This window comes from Paeniglutamicibacter sulfureus (genome assembly GCF_039535115.1).
In the GTDB taxonomy this organism is placed as follows: Bacteria; Actinomycetota; Actinomycetes; order Actinomycetales; family Micrococcaceae; genus Paeniglutamicibacter; species Paeniglutamicibacter sulfureus.
Genome location: NZ_BAAAWO010000001.1, coordinates 143,804 through 161,731, shown reverse-complemented (window position 1 = coordinate 161,731; position 17,928 = coordinate 143,804). Strand labels below are relative to the sequence as shown.

The window sequence follows — 17,928 nt, the reverse complement described above, 5'->3', positions numbered from 1 at the left end:
CACATGCGTGCTCGGGATTAGTTTAGGGCCACATATAGCGTAGTCACAACAATGTCATTACCATATGTTGTGGTCTTCGCCACACCCTGCCCATCGCGTCGCCGGCGGGCGGAACCGCTAGGCGAAACGGATGGCCACCGCGTCGCCGTGTGCAGGCAGGTCCTCGGCGTTGGCCAGGGCCACCACGTGGGGGGCCACCACCGACAGCGCGGCACGGTCGTAGTCGATGACCTGGATGGCCTTGAGGAAGGTGTTGACGTTCAGCCCGGAGGCGAAGGCAGCGGTTCCGCTGGTCGGCAGGACGTGGTTGGAACCCGCGCAGTAGTCCCCCAAGCTCACCGGGGAATGCGCCCCGACAAACACGGCACCCGCCGCTGTGACCAACGCGGCGTCGGCGGCCGCATTGGCCGTGTGGATCTCCAGGTGCTCGGCCGCATAGACGTTGCACACCGCGATGCCCGCGGCCATGTCATCGACCAAGATCGTGGCCGACTGCTTACCGCCCAGCGCAATGCGCACCCGTTCTGAGTGCTTGGTGGTGGAGCACTGGCCCTCCAGCGCGCTCCGCACCGCTTCGGCAAGCTCGGGCGAATCGGTGATGAGCACCGCCGCGGCATTGGGGTCGTGCTCGGCCTGGGAAATCATGTCTGCGGCGATGAATTCCGGGTTCGCCGTGGCGTCGGCCAAGATGGCGATTTCGGTGGGGCCTGCCTCGGCGTCGATGCCGACCACGCCCTTGACCAGGCGCTTTGCCGTGGCGACAAAAAGGTTTCCGGGGCCGCTGACCACGTCGACAGGTTCGATGGCCAGTTGCGGGTCCATGTCCCCGGTGACCGGGACGCCGTAGGCGAAGGCGGCGATGGCCTGGGCCCCGCCCATGGCGTGGACCTCCTCCACGCCGAGCAGCTGGGCCGCTGCCAGGATCGTGGGGTGCGGCAAACCGCCGAATTCCTTTTGCGGTGGCGAGGCGATGGCCAGCGAGCCGACGCCGGCGGCCAGTGCGGGGACGGCGTTCATGATCACGGAGCTCGGGTAGACGGCCAGGCCGCCGGGAACATAGAGGCCCACACGGCGCACCGGCACCCAGCGCTGGGTGACGGTTGCGCCGGTGCCGTAGTCGATGCGGGTGTCTTCCGGTACCTGGGCAGCGGCAAAGGCGCGTGCCCGGGCAATGGATTCCTCCAGTCCCGCACGGACCTGGGGGTCCAGGTCCGCCAGGGCGCGTTCCATGGCCTCGGCCGGGACGCGGGTGTGGGTCTGGGTGACGCCGTCAAACCTTTCGGCCAGTTCGGACAGGGCGGCGAAGCCCTCGGCACGGACGCGGGCAATGATGCCCTCGACCGCCTCGGCGGCCGTGGCAAAGTTCAGCTCGGGCCGGGGAAGCACCGCCTTGAGGCTTGCATGGTCCAACGCGGCGCCCCGCAGGTCAAGGTCTTGGAGCGCGGAAAAGGTCTGGGGGCTGGCGTTGCTAGTCACCGCACCAGTTTATCGTGTCGGCGGACCGGCACCACGACATGCGCCTGGCATCGCCCTTAACAATCGAAACGACACTTCCCTCCCTACCAGGTGCTTCCCCCGCTGCATGCCGGTGCCATAGTCTGCACCTAGTACGCACGAATCCATGGAAAGGGGATCCCCATGCCACTGCCACACGGAAGCATCGAACAGTCGCCCACAGGATTGCGCATCGTGATCGAGCGCGAGGTCGCGTTTGGCCTGGAGGAAATCTGGAACGCCTTCACCACTCCGGAGGGACTCGAACCCTGGGTGGGAGTCCTGCGCGGAAACCGCGAAGCCGGAAACCTGCGCTTCTCCATGGTCGAGGAAGGGAAGGAAGCGGAGCCCGCGACACTGGAAATCATCCGTTGCAGGGCACCGCATGAACTGGCCTTCACCACGAACAGCGAGTACGGCGCCTGGCACCTCGGGCTCGAACTGTCCAGGCAGGACGGGGTGAGTTCGATTCGCTTCATCCAGGAACTCGGGCTGACCGACGATCCGAGCAGTATCGGACCTGGCTGGGAGTACTACGTCCAGCGGGCGATTGTTTCACTGGAGGGCGACGACGTCGATTCGGTCAAATGGGACGACTACTACCCGGCCCTGGCAGCAACATACGCGACGGCGCCCGAATAGATCGGCGAGTTCTAGCGGTCGTTGCAACACCCCAGATCTTTGGGAGTTGCAACGACCGTGTCGTCTTTAACGAAGAAATCACCAACCGATAAGAATCCTTCAACGCCCCGGAAGTACTCGGCCGAGGACCACGACCGATTCCTGAGTGTCTTGGACCGGACCCGGAACGTATCTGCTGCAGCCGCGGAGCTCGGGTTCAATCCAAATAAGTGCTACCAGTGGGCCCGCGAACTCACCCCAGGCATCAAATCCTCAGTCCATGGCGCCCGCGGCAAGAAGAAGGCCAAATACACCCAGGAGCAGAAAGACCAGTTCTTCACCGCGCTGGAGCGACTTGGCAACGTTTCGGTTGCCGCCCGCGAGGTCGGTATCCCCGCAGGCACCTGTTTCCAATGGGCATACAAGTCCGGAGCGGCCGTGAAGGGGACCCATGCCGGCAAACGGGAAGAGTTCCTGCGACTGCGCGGCACCGGTCTATCTCGCCGGGAGGCTGCCATGTCCGTTGGGGTTCACGTAACCACGTCAAAGGAATGGGACGCCGGCATTCGCAAGACCGGCGACCGACGCTATTACCCGGACGGTCGGGTTGTCGACTACAAACAAGGGGTGACTACTTATAATCCAGTCGAGGGTTCGTCCTTCATGGCTCCGTTTCCAGGGCTTGCCGCGCTGGAGAAACCAATCAGCGACCGCTACCTCTCCCTTTCCGAACGCGAGCAGATCCGAGACCTGCTCGCGGTCGACTCCTCGATGCGTGCCATCGCCAGGGCGCTAGGACGGCCGGTCTCGACGGTGAGCCGGGAGATCCGCCGCAACACCGGTCCCAACGGCTACCAGCCCTATGCTGCGCACCGTGCAGCGGCCAAACGCCGACCACGACCCAAGACCAGCAAGCTCTCTTGCGAGGGAACCTTACGAAAATACGTGGGGGCCAAGTTGCTTCTAGGCTGGTCACCGGAGCAAATCAGTAACAGGCTGAGGAAGATGCTCCCCGACAGGTTGGAGTTTCACGTGTGCGCTGAAACGATCTATCAGGCTCTCTACTTCCAGGCCCGTGGCGGTCTCAAGCGAGAGGTGGCCACAGCGTTAAGGACCGGCCGAACTCGCCGCAAGCCACGCACCGATCCGGAGAAGCGCACCAGCCGGTTCCGGGACCCGATGATCAACATCTCCGAGCGTCCCGCCGAAATTGAGGACCGTGCCGTGCCAGGGCACTGGGAAGGGGACCTGATCACGGGGACGCTGAATCAGTCCGCGATTGCGACTCTGGTCGAGCGAACTACCCGTTTTGTCATGCTCGTTCACCTCGACGGTGATCACACCGCCGCAACCGTTCGCGACGGCCTGATCAAGAGCATGGGTGGGCTGCCCGAGCTGCTGAGAGGGTCCCTGACCTGGGACCAGGGCGCCGAGATGGCGACGCACAAGGCTTTCTCCATGGCCACGGACATGGATGTCTACTTCTGCGATCCAGCCAGCCCCTGGCAGCGCGGATCCAACGAGAACACGAACGGGTTGCTGCGCCAATACTTCCCTAAAGGAACTGACCTCGGCGTCCATGGTCCCGAGGAACTCGAGCGGGTCGCTCGCCTGCTCAACGGACGTCCACGCAAAACGCTCGGCTGGGATACCCCGACCGAGCGCCTGCGTGAACTACTGTTGGCAGCCTAGCCACCTGGTGTTGCAACGATCCCTAGAATTCAAGATCCGCCCGCGGGCGGGCTTTTCATTCGGGCGCCGTGGCACCGGGTTTCGGCCCGTGTCAGCCGTCGAGGCAGGTCGAACCCAGCAGGACCTTCAGGTCCCCGAATAGCGCCGAGTTCGGGTTGACGCGGTATTCCATGCCCAGGCGCATGAGCGAGACGCCGCGGGTGCTGTGCAGCTTCACGCGCACCTCGGTCGTCCCCTGGTGCACGCGCAGCACTTCCCCGAGCGCGGAGATGACCTCCTCGGTGGCCTTGTGGTTGGCCATAGAGATGACCACCGGGCCGCCTTCGCCGTCCTCGCTGATTTCCGGGACCGTGAGCTCCTGGGCGTTGAGCGTGATGGAGCCGTCGTCGCGCTTCTGCACGCGGCCCTTGACCACCACGATCAGGTCCTCGGCCAGCACGTTGGCGATCGGCGCGTAGGCGTTGCCGAAGAACATGGTTTCCATGGACCCGGAAAGGTCCTCGATCTCGCATCTGGCGTACGGGTTGCCGCTCTTCTTGGCAATGCGGCGCTGCAGCGAGGTGATCATCCCGCAGATGGTCACGGTGTGCCCATCCTGCGGGCCGTCATCGGATAGCACCTGGGTGACGGACATGTCGGCGTTCTGCTCCAGCAGCCCACCCAGGCCCTTGAGCGGGTGGTCCGAGACATAGAGCCCGAGCATGTCGCGTTCGAAGGCCAACTTGTCCTTCTTCTCCCAGTCGGGCATGTCCGGGACCGCGACAGTCATCCCGGCAGCGGCGGTCGGGTCCTCAAACGCGCTAAAGAGGTCGAACTGGTTGGCTGCCTCGTTGCGTTTGACCGAGATGACCGAGTCCACGGCCTCCTCGTGGACCGCGACCAGGGCACGGCGGGCATGTCCCATGGAGTCGAAGGCGCCTGCCTTGATCAGGGATTCGATGGTCCGCTTGTTGCAGACCACCGCCGGGACCTTTTGCAGGAAGTCGGCAAAGTTCTCGAAATTCCCCTTTTCGGCCCGGGATTCGACCAGGGCGTTGACCACGTTCGCGCCGACGTTGCGGATCGCTCCCATGCCGAAGCGGATGTCGGTGCCCACCGGGGTGAAGTTCAGGGCCGACTCGTTCACATCCGGCGCCAACACGGTGATGCCCATGTGCCGGCATTCGTTCAGGTACATGGCCGTCTTGTCCTTGTCGTCCGCGACGGACGTCAGCAGGGCTGCCATGTACTCGGACGGGTAGTGGGCCTTGAGGTACGCGGTCCAGTAGGAGATCACGCCGTAGGCGGCCGAGTGCGCCTTGTTGAAGGCGTAGTCGGAGAAGGGCAGCAGGATGTCCCACAGGGCCTTGACGGCCTCCATGGTGTACCCGTTGTCGACCATGCCCTGGGAGAAGCCGGCGAACTGCTTGTCCAGCTCGGACTTCTTCTTCTTGCCCATGGCGCGGCGCAGGATGTCTGCCTGGCCCAGCGAGAAGCCGGCCAGCTTCTGCGCGATGGACATGACCTGCTCCTGGTACACGATCAGGCCGTAGGTGGTGCCCAGGATCTCCCGCAGGGGTTCCTCGAGCGTGGGGTGGATCGGGGTTTCTTCCTGGAGCTTGTTCTTGCGCAGCGCGTAGTTGTTGTGCGAGTTCGCGCCCATGGGTCCGGGCCGATAGAGGGCGAGCACCGCGGAGATGTCTTCGAAGTTGTCCGGGCGCATGAGCTTGAGCAGCGAGCGCATGGGCCCGCCGTCGAGCTGGAACACGCCCAGGGTGTCGCCGCGGGCCATCAGTTCGTAGGCCCCGGCGTCGTCCAGGGCCAGGGTTTCCAGGTCCAGTTCCACGCCCTGGTTCGCCTTCATGTTTTCCAGGGCGTCGGAAATGATGGTGAGGTTGCGCAACCCCAGGAAGTCCATCTTGATCAGCCCCAGGCCTTCACAGGTCGGGTAGTCGAACTGGGTGATGACCTGGCCGTCCTGGATGCGGCGCATGATCGGGATGACGTCGATGATCGGATCCGAGCTCATGATGACCCCGGCGGCGTGCACGCCCCACTGGCGCTTGAGGCCCTCGATCCCCTTGGCGGTCTCGAAGACGCGTGCTGCCTCCGGGTCGGTGGCCACCAGCTGGCGGAAGTCCCCGGCCTCGGAGTAGCGCTTGGACTTCGGGTCCTCGATGTCGTTGAGTGGGATGTCCTTGGCCATCACCGCCGGGGGCAGCGCCTTGGTCAGCGATTCGCCCATGGAGAAGGGATAGCCCAGCACGCGCGAGGAGTCCTTCAGCGCCTGCTTGGTCTTGATCGATCCATAGGTCACGATCATGGATACGCGTTCGTCGCCGTATTTCTCGGTGACGTACCTGATCACCTCCGAGCGGCGCCTATCATCGAAGTCGACGTCGAAGTCGGGCATGGAGACGCGTTCGGGGTTCAGGAAGCGTTCGAAGATCAGCCCGTGGACCAGCGGGTCCAGGTCGGTGATGCGCATGGCGTAGGCGACCATGGATCCGGCGCCGGAACCACGTCCGGGTCCGACGCGGATGCCGTTGTCCTTGGACCAGTTGATGAAGTCTGCCACGACCAGGAAGTAGCCGGGGAAGCCCATCTTGATGATGACGTCGAGTTCGAAGTCGGCCTGCTTGCGCGAAGCCTCCGGGATGCCGCCCGGGTAGCGGTAGTGCAGACCCTTGTCGACTTCCTTGATCAGCCAGCTGGTCTCGTCCTCCCCCGGCGGGCACGGGAAGCGCGGCATGTAGTTGGCGCTGGTGTCGAAGGAGACCTCGGCGCGTTCGGCGATCAACAGGGTGTTGTCGCAGGCCTCGGGCAGCTCCTTGAAAAGGTGGCGCATTTCCGCCGGGCTCTTGAGGTAGTAGCCGGAACCGGAGAAGGCGAAGCGCGAGCCTCCCTGGTCGTAGGTCGGTTCGTCGAGCGTCGAGCCGGAGTTGATGGCCAGCAGCGCCTCGTGCGCCTTGGCATCGTGCTCGTGGGTGTAGTGCAGGTCGTTAGTGGCCACGAGCGGGATGTTCAGTTCCTTGGACAGGCGCAGCAGGTCCTGGGTGACCCGGCGCTCGATGTCCAGGCCGTGGTCCATCAGTTCGCAGAAGTAGTTTTCCTTGCCGAACAGGTCCTGGAACTCCGCTGCCGCGGCCTTGGCCTCGTTGTACTGGCCGAGGCGGAGCTTGGTCTGCACCTCGCCGGAGGGGCAGCCGGTGGTGGCGATGATGCCCTCGTGGTAGGTGTTCAGCAGGTCGCGGTCCAGCCGCGGGTACTTGCCGAAAACCGAATCGAGGGAGGCGATGGAAGAGGCCTTGAACAGGTTCTTCATGCCGGTGTTGTTGTAGCTGAGCAACGTCATGTGCGTGTACAGGCCACCGCCGGAGACATCGTCGCGCTTCTGGCTTTCCTCGGTGCGCCACTTCACACGGGTCTTGTCATCGCGTGCGGTGCCCGGGGTCACGTAGGCCTCGATGCCGATGATCGGCTTGACCCCGGCGGCGGTGGCCTTGGACCAAAAGTCGAAGGCACCGAAGAGGTAGCCGTGGTCGGTGGTGGCCAAGGCCGTCATGCCCAGCCGGTTGGTCTCCTCAAAGAGTTCCGTCAGGCGCGCGGCACCGTCAAGCATTGAGTATTCGGTGTGCGTGTGAAGGTGTACGAATCCATCGCGATTTGAGCTAGCCACCGATCCAGTCTAGGCGCTCGCACCGACACCCGACCACCTGCGCGCGCCAATGTGTGAAGATGCACCCGGTGTTGTTCCGGGTGCATCTTGGCACGGACTAGAAGTTGCCGTCTCGCAGCATTTCGAGGGCGTTGTTCAGGTCCAGCGGGTACTCGCTGGTGTACTCGACCCATTCCCCGTTCACCGGGTGGAAGAACCCCAGCAGTTGGGCATGGAGCCACTGCCGGGTCAGCCCGAGCGCCGCCGACAGCTTGGGGTCCGCCCCATAGGTCTGGTCGCCCGCGCACGGGTGCCGCAGCGCACTGAAATGCACGCGGATTTGGTGGGTGCGCCCGGTTTCCAGGGTGACTTCCACCAGCGATGCCCGGCCGAAGGCCTCGAGCACCTTATAGTGGGTCCTCGAATCGCGGCCATCCTCGATGACGGCGAATTTCCAGTCATGGCCGGGATGGCGGCCAAGCGGAGCATCGATGGTGCCTTCCAGCGGGTCCGGCAGACCCTGGACGACGGCATGGTAGATCTTCTTCGGGGTCCGCTCCTTGAAAGCGCGCTTGAGCGCCGTGTAGGCGCGTTCGGTCTTGGCGACGACCATCAGGCCGCTGGTGCCAACGTCCAGGCGGTGGACGATACCCTGGCGCTCGGCGGAGCCGGAGGTGGAAATGCGGTAACCGGCCGCGGCCAGCGCACCGACCACGGTGGGACCGACCCATCCCGGGGAAGGGTGCGCCGCAACTCCCACGGGCTTGTCGATGACGACGTAGTCGTCGTCGTCGGCAATGATCTTGAGGTCTTCCACGATTTCTACCCTGATTTCTAGTGGGTCCGGCCTAAGCGGGATAAAGACGTCGATGGTGTCGCCCACATTGGTCTTCTTCGACTTGCCCAGCACCTTGCTCCCGAGGGTTACGTTCCCCTCGGCGCAAAGCAATGCCGCCAGCGCGCGGGAGAGCTCAAGGCGTTTGACCAGGAAGGCGTCTATGCGCAGGCCAGCCTCCTCCGGGGCGACGACGAGCGATTCGGTCCGCTCCTGGGTCACTGCAGTTCCCTGGGCTCGGCCCCGGCGTCGTGGCCGGGTTCCTTTTTATCCGCCGGCTTGCTGCCATCGAGTTCGCGACCGGTGAAGAGCAGCAGGCAGATCCCGATCATCGAGCAGACGATGAACATGTCGGCGATGTTGAAAATGGCAAAGTTGGGCAGCGCGATGAAGTCCACCACGTGGCCCTGCCCGAAGGATGGGGGACGAAAGAGACGGTCGGTGAGGTTTCCCGCGACCCCGCCCATCAATCCGCCCAGGGCCAGCGACCACGGCCAGACGCGGATCTTGCGGACCAGGAAGACCGCCACGTAGATTAGCACCGCTGCCTGGATGATGCTAAAGATCCAGGTGTAGCCCTCCCCCATGGAAAACGCGGCGCCCGAGTTCTTGATGTAATACCAGCGCAGCAGCGGAGGGAAGACGTCGATGACTTGCCCCTCGCTCATGGAGGTTTCAACGATGCGCTTGGTGAATTGGTCCAGGACCAATGCAAGTACCGCCAGGATGCCCGCGGCGTAAATGAGGCGCCGTTTGGTTCCACTGCCTGGCGCGGGCGTGGCGGCGCCTTCCGACGCCGGTGGTGTGGAGCTGTTTTCCATCATGTCCTTTAACGCATTGTTGGCGGTCGGTAACCCGACCGCCAACAATCTTAAGCCATCAATATGTGAGGCAGGTGGTGAAGCAGACTAGCCGTTTTCCTTGGCTTCTGCCGTGTCCATGGAACCCTTGGCTTCGAGGTCGCGCAGCTGACCCTCGATGTAGGTCTTCAGGCGGGCGCGGTAGTCGCGCTCGAATCCACGCAACTGCTCGACCTTGCGCTCCAGAACAGTCTTCTGCTGCTCCAGGGCCGACAGGGTCTTGCGGCTCTTCTCCTCGGCCTCGGAAACGAGGCTGTTTGCCTCTAGCTGGGCTTCGGCGATGATCTTGTCACGCTGTTCAACACCTGCGGAGACGTACTCGTCGTGCAGACGTTGTGCCATGGCGAGGACGCCGGCGGCGGACTCGGCGGTGGAAGCCGGGGCTGCAGCTGCGGCGGCGGGGGCCACCGCTGCTGCCTTTGCCGGCTCTGCTGCCTTGGGTGCTTCCGGAGCCTTGGTCTCGTCCTTCTTGACCTCGGGCGCCTTGGCTTCCTTGGGCTTTTCCGCTTCGACGGGCTTGGCCGCGGGGGCTGCTGCCACAGGGGCTGGGACGGCCTGTTCGCCTTCGCTAATGCCGGCTTCCGACAGGCGGCGACGCAGTTCGTCGTTCTCCTGCGTCAGACGACGTAGCTCGACAACGATTTCGTCTAGGAAATCGTCAACTTCATCCTGATCGTAGCCTTCACGAAACTTCGTCGGCTGAAATCGCTTGTTGACTACATCTTCTGGCGTGAGAGCCATCTGGTCACCTCGATACTTGGTTCTCTCCTCGAACCGCTGAAGTGCGGCACGAGTACACTTACCGTTTATTGGTGCGCAACCCGGTGCAGTCGTTGCGCCTAATGTGACAACACTATAACGACTGGACCGGTAAAGGCTAAAGGAAACGAGTTTTCGTTCCGAAAATTCTTCGCCTTGACCCTTGTCGCACCGTAATTCTTACCTCCGCGGAGGCCTATCACTGAGCCGCGGCAACGCCCAAATTGTTGACAACAATCTTGAGCACTATTACCGCAAAGAACAAAATAATGAACGCCAAATCAAGGCGAATTCCGCCGAGATCCAGCGGTTTTATGCGCGATCGCAACCAGCGCATCGGAGGGTCCGTGGTCTTGGCAATCACCGAGACCGCAACCAGGGCCAGTCCACGCGGACGCCAGGAGCGCGCAAACGACTCCGTGACGTCAAGCACTATGCGCAACAGCAACATGACCTGCAGCACCGTCAGCACTACGTAAAGTAGCGCGAAAATAAGCTCCACTATGCCTTCGAACCCTTGAACTTAGCTCTGGTTGAAAAAGGTTGCCTGGTCTTCGGACTGTTTCTTGTCCTCACCCAGGACCTCTACCGTCGACGGCGAGAGCAGGAACACCTTGTTGGTGACCCGCTCGATGCTGCCGTGGAGGGCAAAAACCAGCCCCGCCGAGAAATCGACCAGGCGCTTGGCGTCAGCTTCGCCCATGTCCGTGACGTTCATGATGACTGGGATGCCATCACGGAAGTTCTCGCCAATGATTTTCGCGTCATTGTAAGAACGTGGATGAACGGTGGTGATTTGACGCAATGAAGAGTCCTCGTCCCGTGCTGAAGGCGCGCGCTTGATGGGTGTTACCGGAGCCCGGTATTCGTTTTCGGTGACAGGGCGGGGTGCCACTTGTGCTACCGGAGCTGGCTGTGCGGCAACCGGCTCTTCGCGGACCGGCTCGACAACGCGCACTTCTTCACGCGCTTCAATGTCGTGCTTGTCGGCCTCGAAGTTCTCGTCACCTTCGGCGAGTCCCAGGTAGATCATTGTCTTGCGCAATGCGCCAGCCATGGTCTTCTCCTTTTGATCGTGCGCGGTCGGCGGTCTACCGAACCGCAAATCTCTCCGCTAACTCGACGCTACAGCACCATTTGGCGGTGTCGGAGGACATCGGCGTGATTTGGGCGGTGTGTCGCCATGTGGCGTTCAGCGCGCGGGCCGCGGACCCGTTTCCGGACCACTGGACGGCGGGTTGAAGACTCAGGAAGGTGAGCCGGACACCATCTGGTCCTCTGCCTGCCACACCAATCCCGCCAGTCGTCCGGTGCGGGAGTCGCGGCGGTAGGAAAAGTAGGTCTCGTCTTCCAGGGTGCATGCCCCGGATTCGGTGACTGCTACGCCCAGATCGCGCAGTTCGGAAGCCGCTGCACGCGGGAGATCCAGGCCGGTGGTGCCACGGCTGGTGGTGGAACCGATCCCGGGGCGCAGGGCCACGGAATCGGCGGCCATGTCGGCGGGGACTTCATAGCAGCTGCCACATATCGACGGCCCGATCCAGGCCTCAAAGGCTTCCGCCCCGGTCGAGCGCATGCGCTTCACCGTTTCGGTCAGGATTCCGTCGAGCAATCCGCGTCGTCCGGCGTGCGCGACAGCTGTGACCGGCCCCTGTTCGGAGACGCCCACGAGGACCACGGGGACGCAATCGGCCACCATGACGGCCAGCGGTTGCGTTGCGTCGGCCGAGAACAGACCGTCACAGGTGGGAATGCCGGATTTCTCCGACGGCCCGGTGACTTCAAGCACCGTGGCCGAATGGATCTGGTCCATGTAGCTGAACCGGTTCTCCCCCAGTCCCAGGTCCCGCTCCAGATCGCGACGCCGCAGCAGCACGGCGTCGCGATCATCAGGAACGTGGAAGGCAAGGTTCCCTTCGGCCGTGGATGTGAATGCAATGTGCACGCCGGGGGCGAGCAGTGACTGGTATCGCAACATGGTGGCTTGAAAGGTTCCCTTCTGCCGTCGGCCCGATTTACTTCAGGAAGTCGGGGACGTCCAGGTCGTCGTTGGCGGCCGAGAGGTCCGGCTCGACAATGGCGGGAAGTTCCTCGAAGCCCGGTTCAACGGTTGCCACGGCAGCGTGGACCTCTTCCCGGCGGGGTGCCGCCTGGGGCGAGGCCGGTGCAGCGGCGGGAGCGGCGGGTGCCGCTGCCGGTGCTGCGGGGGCGTTGCGTACGGCCGGCTGCAGGGTCTGCGGCGCACTGGTGGCATCGACCTGGTCGAAGCCAGCAGCGATGACCGTCACGCGGGCCTCGTCACCCAGGGCGTCGTCAATGACGGCGCCGAAGATGATGTTGGCTTCCGGGTGGGCCACTTCCTGCACGAGCCGTGCCGCCTCGTTGATCTCGAACAACCCGAGGTCCGAGCCGCCCTGGATGGACAGCAGGACGCCGTGGGCGCCGTCGATGGAGGCCTCGAGCAGCGGGGAGGCGATGGCGAGCTCCGCGGCCTTGACCGCGCGGTCCTCGCCTCGTGCCGAGCCGATGCCCATGAGCGCCGAACCGGCACCCTGCATCACGGACTTGACGTCCGCGAAGTCGAGGTTGATCAGGCCCGGGGTGGTGATCAGGTCGGTGATGCCCTGCACACCGGAGAGCAGCACCTGGTCGGCCTGGCGGAATGCGTCCAGGACCGAGACGTTGCGGTCTGAGATCGAGAGCAGTCGGTCGTTGGGGATGACGATGAGGGTGTCGACCTCGTCGCGCAGCGCCTCGATGCCGTTTTCGGCACTGGTCGCACGGCGGCGTCCCTCGAAGGTGAACGGACGGGTGACCACGCCAATGGTCAGCGCGCCGAGCCCGCGTGCGATGCGTGCGATGACCGGAGCGCCACCGGTGCCGGTGCCGCCGCCTTCGCCCGCGGTCACGAAGACCATGTCGGCCCCGCGCAGCACTTCCTCGATTTCCTCCGCGTGGTCCTCCGCCGCTTGGCGGCCCACGTCGGGGTTGGCGCCGGCGCCCAGGCCACGGGTGAGTTCGCGGCCCACATCGAGCTTGACGTCGGCATCGCTCATGAGCAATGCCTGCGCATCCGTGTTGATTGCAATAAATTCAACGCCTCGCAGGCCAACTTCGATCATGCGGTTGACGGCGTTGACGCCGCCACCGCCGATGCCGACGACCTTGATGACGGCGAGGTAGTTCTGTGGAGCTGCCACGTCCTGATTCCCTTGTTCGATGTGCTGCTGACCGAGGAAGCTCAACCGGACCAACGTTAACCCTCAACTCGAAGGTTATAGTTATGTCAAGCAACCGCTATGAAAACGCTATGTTTCGTAGTTCGTACATGCAACGACCAAGGCCGCGTGTCGCCCCTAAGTCGTTGTTTTTTCTTGTATTCGGGCCCTTGGCGGTCCGTTACCGGGCCACCGGGTGCTGCGGGCTGGAAATGTCGTACACCTTGATGGGTGCCTTCTTGTCTTTCGGGGCCGCCAAAAGGGCTTCCAAGACCTTGGTCTTGAGGGCCGAATCCTGGTCGTTGCCCCAAATCACCAGTTGTCCGTCGTTGAGCTTGAGCTCAACAAAGTCCTTGCTGGTGGCCGTCGCGTGGTCCACGTTTGCCAACAGCTTATCCGGTAGTTCCGAGAGAACCCTGGTGAGCATCGAAAACACCTTGGGGTCCTTGGTCACCTTCGAGGACCTGATCGTGGGGAGCTTGGGCTTGTCCTTGGCCTTCAGGGATGCCAGCAGCTGCCCCTCGGGCCCCACCAACGAGCGTTTCTTGCCCTCTAACAACACCGCCACCGGGACGAATTCGACGACCTGGACCTGCAACGTGTTCGGTGCCTCAGCCTGGACGATCGCGTCCTTCACGGCTGGCTGCCCGTCCAACAGTTCCATGACGCGGCCGGTACCGACCCGCGAAAGCGGGATACCGTGAAGCGGCTCGAGGGCCTTTTGCACGGTCTTGTCGCTGACCAGCGAATTGCCCGAGACGGTGATCGACTTGATCGCCAGGATCGGCGAATACGTCAGCACCAAAACAAGAAGCACCACCATGCCCGCGACCACCGAGGCGCCGATGATCCAACGCTTTTTGGCGCGAGCCCCCGGGTCCTGCGGCAGGTCCAGGACGTTGTTCGGGCCCTGCCCGGACCCGGCCTTGCCCGCCATCAGCTGCCCAGACGTTTTTCCAGCGCGGCCACGATGGCACCCGCCTGCTCGGTGACGTCGCCGGCACCGATGGTCATGACCACGTCCCCTGGGGCCGCGACGGAGGCGAGCACCTCGGCGGCCTCAGCCATGGACACCAGTCGCCCGGCGGTATTCAGCTCGCGCGTCAGCAATTCGCTGGTCACCCCGGGAATCGGGGTTTCCCGTGCCGGGTAGATCTCCAGTACGTACGCGGAATCGGCCAGGGAGAGCGCCTCGGCGAACTCGCGGTGGAACTCCTTGGTGCGGGAAAAGAGGTGCGGCTGGAACAAGACGTGCACGGCTCCGTCGCCGGCGACCGCCCGCGCCGCGCGCAGTGCCGCCGTCACCTCGGTGGGGTGGTGGGCGTAATCGTCAAAGACCCGCACTCCCCCGGCCTCGCCGCGGAAGTCGAAGCGGCGAGCGGCACCGGTGAAGGCGCCAAGCCCGGCCACGGCGGCTTCGGGTTCCAGCCCGCAGTCAAGGCCCACGGCGAATGCTGCGGCGGCATTGAGCAGGTTGTGGTTTCCGGGAACTGCCAGTTCCAGCGCGGCGGTTTCCCCGCTGCCCCACTCCAGGGTGCAGGCAAAACGCAATCCGACGGGCTTCGCGTCGCTCAACCGGCGGTCCGCGACCTCGGCGAAGCCGTAGGTCTGCACGCGCAGCTCCGGACGCTCGCGGCGCATTCGTACGGCCAGGGCCAGGGAGCCGGGATCGTCGGCACAGCAGATCAGCAGTCCCGAGTCGGGAAGCAGGCAGGCGAAGTCGTAGAAGGCGCGGTGCACGGCTTCGACGCTTCCGTAGTGGTCAAGGTGGTCGGCCTCGATGTTGGTGACCACAGCGACATCGGGGGCGTAGTTCAGGAACGAAGCGTCCGATTCGTCGGCCTCGGCCACGAATACCCGGCCCTGCCCGTATTCGGCGTTCACGCCCAGCGAGGCGATGTTGGCGCCGATGGCGAAGGTCGGGGAGATGCCGGCCTCTCGCAGCATGAAGGCGACCAGCGAGGTCGTGGTCGTCTTGCCGTGGGTCCCTGCCACGGTGATGACCTTGTGTCCCTCCATGGTCGCGGCAAGGCCCTCGGAGCGGTGCAGGATGCGCAGTCCGCGGGCGACGGCCTCGTCGTACTCCGGGTTGCCGTCCTTGATGATTGAGGAAACGACCACGGTGTCGGCATCCCCGAGATTGGACGCGGCGTAGCCCACGTTGATCCGGGCACCTGCCTCCCGCAGGTCATCGAGCACCGGCAGGTCCTTGGCATCGGTTCCCGAGACCGTCAGGCCGCGGGCCAGCATGAGCCTGGCAACGGCCGAGACCCCCACCCCGCCGATGCCCAGCAGGTGGACGTTGCCCAGTGTCGCAAGTGTGTTTTGTTCCTGCATGTCCCTTAGCTTCCCGTGTTGGCGGTCTGTTGCGGCCCTGCGTGGCCGAGCGATTCGCGGATCATCGATGCCATGACCTGGGCCGCGTCGGCGCGCCCCTGTGCCTTGGCGGCTGCGCCCATGGCGGCAAGCGCCTGCGGGTCCCGCAGCAGCGGCAGCAGCGTCGTGGCCAGGTAGTCGGTGGTGAAGTCGGCGTTGTCAACGACCAGCGCGCCGCCGGCGGCGACGAGGTCGGAGGCGTTCAGGCGCTGCTCGCCGTTGCCGATGGGCAGCGGGACGAGCACCGAGGGGGTGCCGGCCACCGCCAGCTCGCACACCGTTCCGGCCCCCGAGCGGGCGACCATGAGGTCTGCGGCGGCGTACGCCTGGTCCATGGAATCCACGTACTCGACCTGCCGGTAGCCCGGTGCCGACAACGGGTTGCCGGCGGCGTCAAGCACCACCTTGCCGCGGCCGGTGATGTGCAGCACCTGCACTCCGGCATCGGCCAATTGGGGCAGGCCGGCGGCTATGGTCGCATTGATCGAGGCGGCTCCGGAGGAACCGCCGGTGACCACCAGCGCCGGGGCGTCCCCGGTAAGACCCAGGGCGCGGCGTGCAGGTTCCCGCTGGGCCGCCCTGTCCATGGTGGCAACGAATCCGCGCATCGGCATGCCGACCACCTTCGCACCGGGAAGCCCGGTGCCGTTGAAGGCCGTCCCGACGCCGGCGGCGAAGCGGGCGCCGACCTTGTTGGCCAGCCCGGCGCGGGCGTTGGCCTCGTGGATGAAGACCGGCAGCTTGCGCTTCCTCGCCGCCAGGTACACCGGGGTGCAGACGTAGCCGCCGACCCCAAGCACCGCCTGGGCGCCGGTGTCGTCAAGGATCGCGCCGGCGGCCTTGATTGCGGCGCGGAAGCGCAAGGGCAGCTTGAGCAGGTCAAGGGACGGACGGCGAGGCATCGGGACCTTGGCGATGGTGCGCAGCTCGTACCCGGCCTCGGGCACCAGCCTGGTCTCCAGGCCGCTGGCCGTGCCCACCGCGGTGATCTGCGTATTTGGGTCCGCGGCGCGCAGGGCGTCGGCAATGGCAATCATGGGGGTGATGTGTCCGGCCGTTCCGCCGCCGGCGATCACCACGCGTAATGGCTCAGTCATGGGGTTTGGTGTACTACTTTCCACAGGTCGGTGTTTCGGGCGGACTACTTGGCCGAGCGGGCCTTCGCGAACATGGCGGCCAGGCCGCGCGGGGTTCCGGCCGGTTGCAGTCTAACGCGTTGTTCCCGGGCAAAGGACAGTACCACCCCGATGCCCAGGAACGCGGCAAGCAGGGCCGAGCCGCCGGAGGAGATGAAGGGCAGCGGGACTCCGATGACCGGCAGCAGGCCGGTGACCATGCCGATGTTGACGAAGGCCTGGCCGATGAGCCATGCCATGATGCCGCTGATGGCAACGCGCCCGAAGATGGTCCCGGTGCGCACCGCGATGCGGTACATGGCCACGGCCAGCATCCCGTAGAGCACGATCACGAACATGGTGCCCAACAGGCCCATTTCCTCCCCGAGGACGGCGAAGATGAAGTCGTTCTGCGCCTCCGGGATGTGCGACCACTTCTGCCTTGACTGGCCCAGGCCGACGCCGAACCAGCCGCCGGAGGCCAGGGCGAAGAGCCCCTGTTCGGCCTGGTAACAGTAGTCCTGGGGGCCGTCGCCGCAGGCAATGTGGAGCCAGGCCAGGATCCGGCCCATGCGGTTGGGGGCCAGGATCACCATTCCCGCGATTCCGACAAGTCCTATCAGGCCGGCGATGCCAAAGAGCTTGGCCTTGGCGCCTCCCACAAACATCACCACGGCCAGTACCAGCAGCAGGATCAGCGCGGTGCCCAGGTCCCTGCCCAGCAGGACCAGGCCGACGATGAGCAGCCCGAAGGGCATCAGCAGCGGGACGACAGCATGCTTCCACTGGTCCATGAGCTTGGCCTTGCGCTCCACCACCCAGGCGCCCCACAGGGCGAGGGCGGCCTTGGCGAATTCGGAGGGTTGGATCGAGAACGGCCCGATGAGGATCCAGTTCTTGTTGCCATAGATTTCCTGGCCGATGAGCAGCACCAGCACCAGCAGCAGCCCGGCCGCCCCGAGGGCCGGCCAGGCCAGCCGCTTCAGCGTCGGCAGGGAAATCAGCTGCATGCACGCCAGGGCGACGACGCCGACCAGCGCCCACAGCGATTGCTTGAAGAAGGCCTCGAAGGCCGACTGGTTCCGGGCGATGGCTTCCACCGAGGAGGACGAAAGCACCATGATCAGGCCCATGAAGGTCAGGGCCAGCGTGGTGCCCAGCACGATGTAGTAGTTGATCTGGGCACCACGCAACGAGGGATCCTCGATGCGGGTGAACCACTTTGCCAGTCCACGCGGTTCCCGGCCTCGGCCGCGCTGCGGGCCCGGCGTGCCGGCCTTGGCGCTATTGCCCCGTGGCGTGCGGGATGTGCCGCTCACGA

15 protein-coding genes are annotated in these 17,928 nt (G+C 64.4%); 2 read left to right on the top strand and 13 right to left on the bottom strand.

The window, feature by feature from the left end:
- Positions 1-117: 117 nt before the first annotated feature.
- Entirely contained in the window at positions 118-1,476 is a 1,359-nt protein-coding gene (gene hisD, locus ABD687_RS00680; protein ID WP_264270612.1) for a histidinol dehydrogenase, read from the bottom strand.
- A 162-nt stretch (positions 1,477-1,638) separates the two neighbouring features.
- Here hisD and ABD687_RS00675 point away from each other — a divergent pair, with 162 nt between their 5' ends.
- Positions 1,639-2,136, top strand: coding sequence for an SRPBCC domain-containing protein (locus ABD687_RS00675; protein WP_264270611.1), 498 nt, complete (start codon positions 1,639-1,641; stop codon positions 2,134-2,136).
- 495 nt (positions 2,137-2,631) lie between these two features.
- Positions 2,632-3,807, top strand: a complete 1,176-nt coding sequence (locus ABD687_RS00670) for an IS30 family transposase (protein ID WP_425566782.1) — start codon at positions 2,632-2,634, stop codon at positions 3,805-3,807.
- A gap of 91 nt (positions 3,808-3,898) precedes the next feature.
- Here ABD687_RS00670 and dnaE read toward each other — a convergent pair whose 3' ends face one another.
- The 12 genes from dnaE to ftsW form a co-directional block, all read right to left on the bottom strand.
- Positions 3,899-7,465, bottom strand: coding sequence for a DNA polymerase III subunit alpha (dnaE, locus tag ABD687_RS00665; protein WP_302262438.1), 3,567 nt, complete (start codon positions 7,463-7,465; stop codon positions 3,899-3,901).
- Positions 7,466-7,562: 97 nt separating this feature from the next.
- A complete protein-coding gene (locus ABD687_RS00660; protein WP_310288116.1) occupies positions 7,563-8,501 on the bottom strand; it encodes an RluA family pseudouridine synthase in 939 nt (312 codons plus the stop codon).
- Entirely contained in the window at positions 8,498-9,100 is a 603-nt protein-coding gene (lspA, locus tag ABD687_RS00655) for a signal peptidase II (protein WP_264270688.1), read from the bottom strand. Before lspA ends, ABD687_RS00660 begins: the two co-directional genes overlap by 4 nt.
- A gap of 87 nt (positions 9,101-9,187) precedes the next feature.
- Positions 9,188-9,880 carry a DivIVA domain-containing protein gene (locus tag ABD687_RS00650; RefSeq protein WP_264270608.1) on the bottom strand — a complete coding sequence of 231 codons (693 nt, stop codon included), beginning with the start codon at positions 9,878-9,880 and terminating at the stop codon, positions 9,188-9,190.
- Positions 9,881-10,097: 217 nt separating this feature from the next.
- On the bottom strand, positions 10,098-10,400 hold the full coding sequence (locus ABD687_RS00645) for a YggT family protein (RefSeq protein ID WP_264270607.1): 303 nt from the start codon (positions 10,398-10,400) through the stop codon (positions 10,098-10,100).
- A gap of 21 nt (positions 10,401-10,421) precedes the next feature.
- Complete coding sequence (locus ABD687_RS00640) at positions 10,422-10,955, bottom strand: cell division protein SepF (RefSeq protein WP_264270606.1); 534 nt, start codon at positions 10,953-10,955, stop codon at positions 10,422-10,424.
- A 189-nt stretch (positions 10,956-11,144) separates the two neighbouring features.
- Complete coding sequence (gene pgeF, locus ABD687_RS00635) at positions 11,145-11,876, bottom strand: peptidoglycan editing factor PgeF (RefSeq protein ID WP_310288123.1); 732 nt, start codon at positions 11,874-11,876, stop codon at positions 11,145-11,147.
- A gap of 37 nt (positions 11,877-11,913) precedes the next feature.
- Positions 11,914-13,098 (bottom strand): cell division protein FtsZ, encoded by a 1,185-nt coding sequence (gene ftsZ / locus ABD687_RS00630; RefSeq protein WP_302262440.1) that lies wholly within the window; start codon positions 13,096-13,098, stop codon positions 11,914-11,916.
- Positions 13,099-13,297: 199 nt separating this feature from the next.
- A complete protein-coding gene (locus ABD687_RS00625) occupies positions 13,298-14,053 on the bottom strand; it encodes a cell division protein FtsQ/DivIB (RefSeq protein WP_302262441.1) in 756 nt (251 codons plus the stop codon).
- Positions 14,053-15,453 (bottom strand): UDP-N-acetylmuramate--L-alanine ligase, encoded by a 1,401-nt coding sequence (gene murC / locus ABD687_RS00620; protein ID WP_264270602.1) that lies wholly within the window; start codon positions 15,451-15,453, stop codon positions 14,053-14,055. Before murC ends, ABD687_RS00625 begins: the two co-directional genes overlap by 1 nt.
- Before the next feature lie 5 nt (positions 15,454-15,458).
- Positions 15,459-16,589 (bottom strand): undecaprenyldiphospho-muramoylpentapeptide beta-N-acetylglucosaminyltransferase, encoded by a 1,131-nt coding sequence (gene murG, locus ABD687_RS00615; RefSeq protein ID WP_264270601.1) that lies wholly within the window; start codon positions 16,587-16,589, stop codon positions 15,459-15,461.
- A gap of 44 nt (positions 16,590-16,633) precedes the next feature.
- Positions 16,634-17,926, bottom strand: a complete 1,293-nt coding sequence (gene ftsW / locus ABD687_RS00610; RefSeq protein WP_310288130.1) for a putative lipid II flippase FtsW — start codon at positions 17,924-17,926, stop codon at positions 16,634-16,636.
- Between the last annotated feature and the right edge of the window lie 2 nt (positions 17,927-17,928).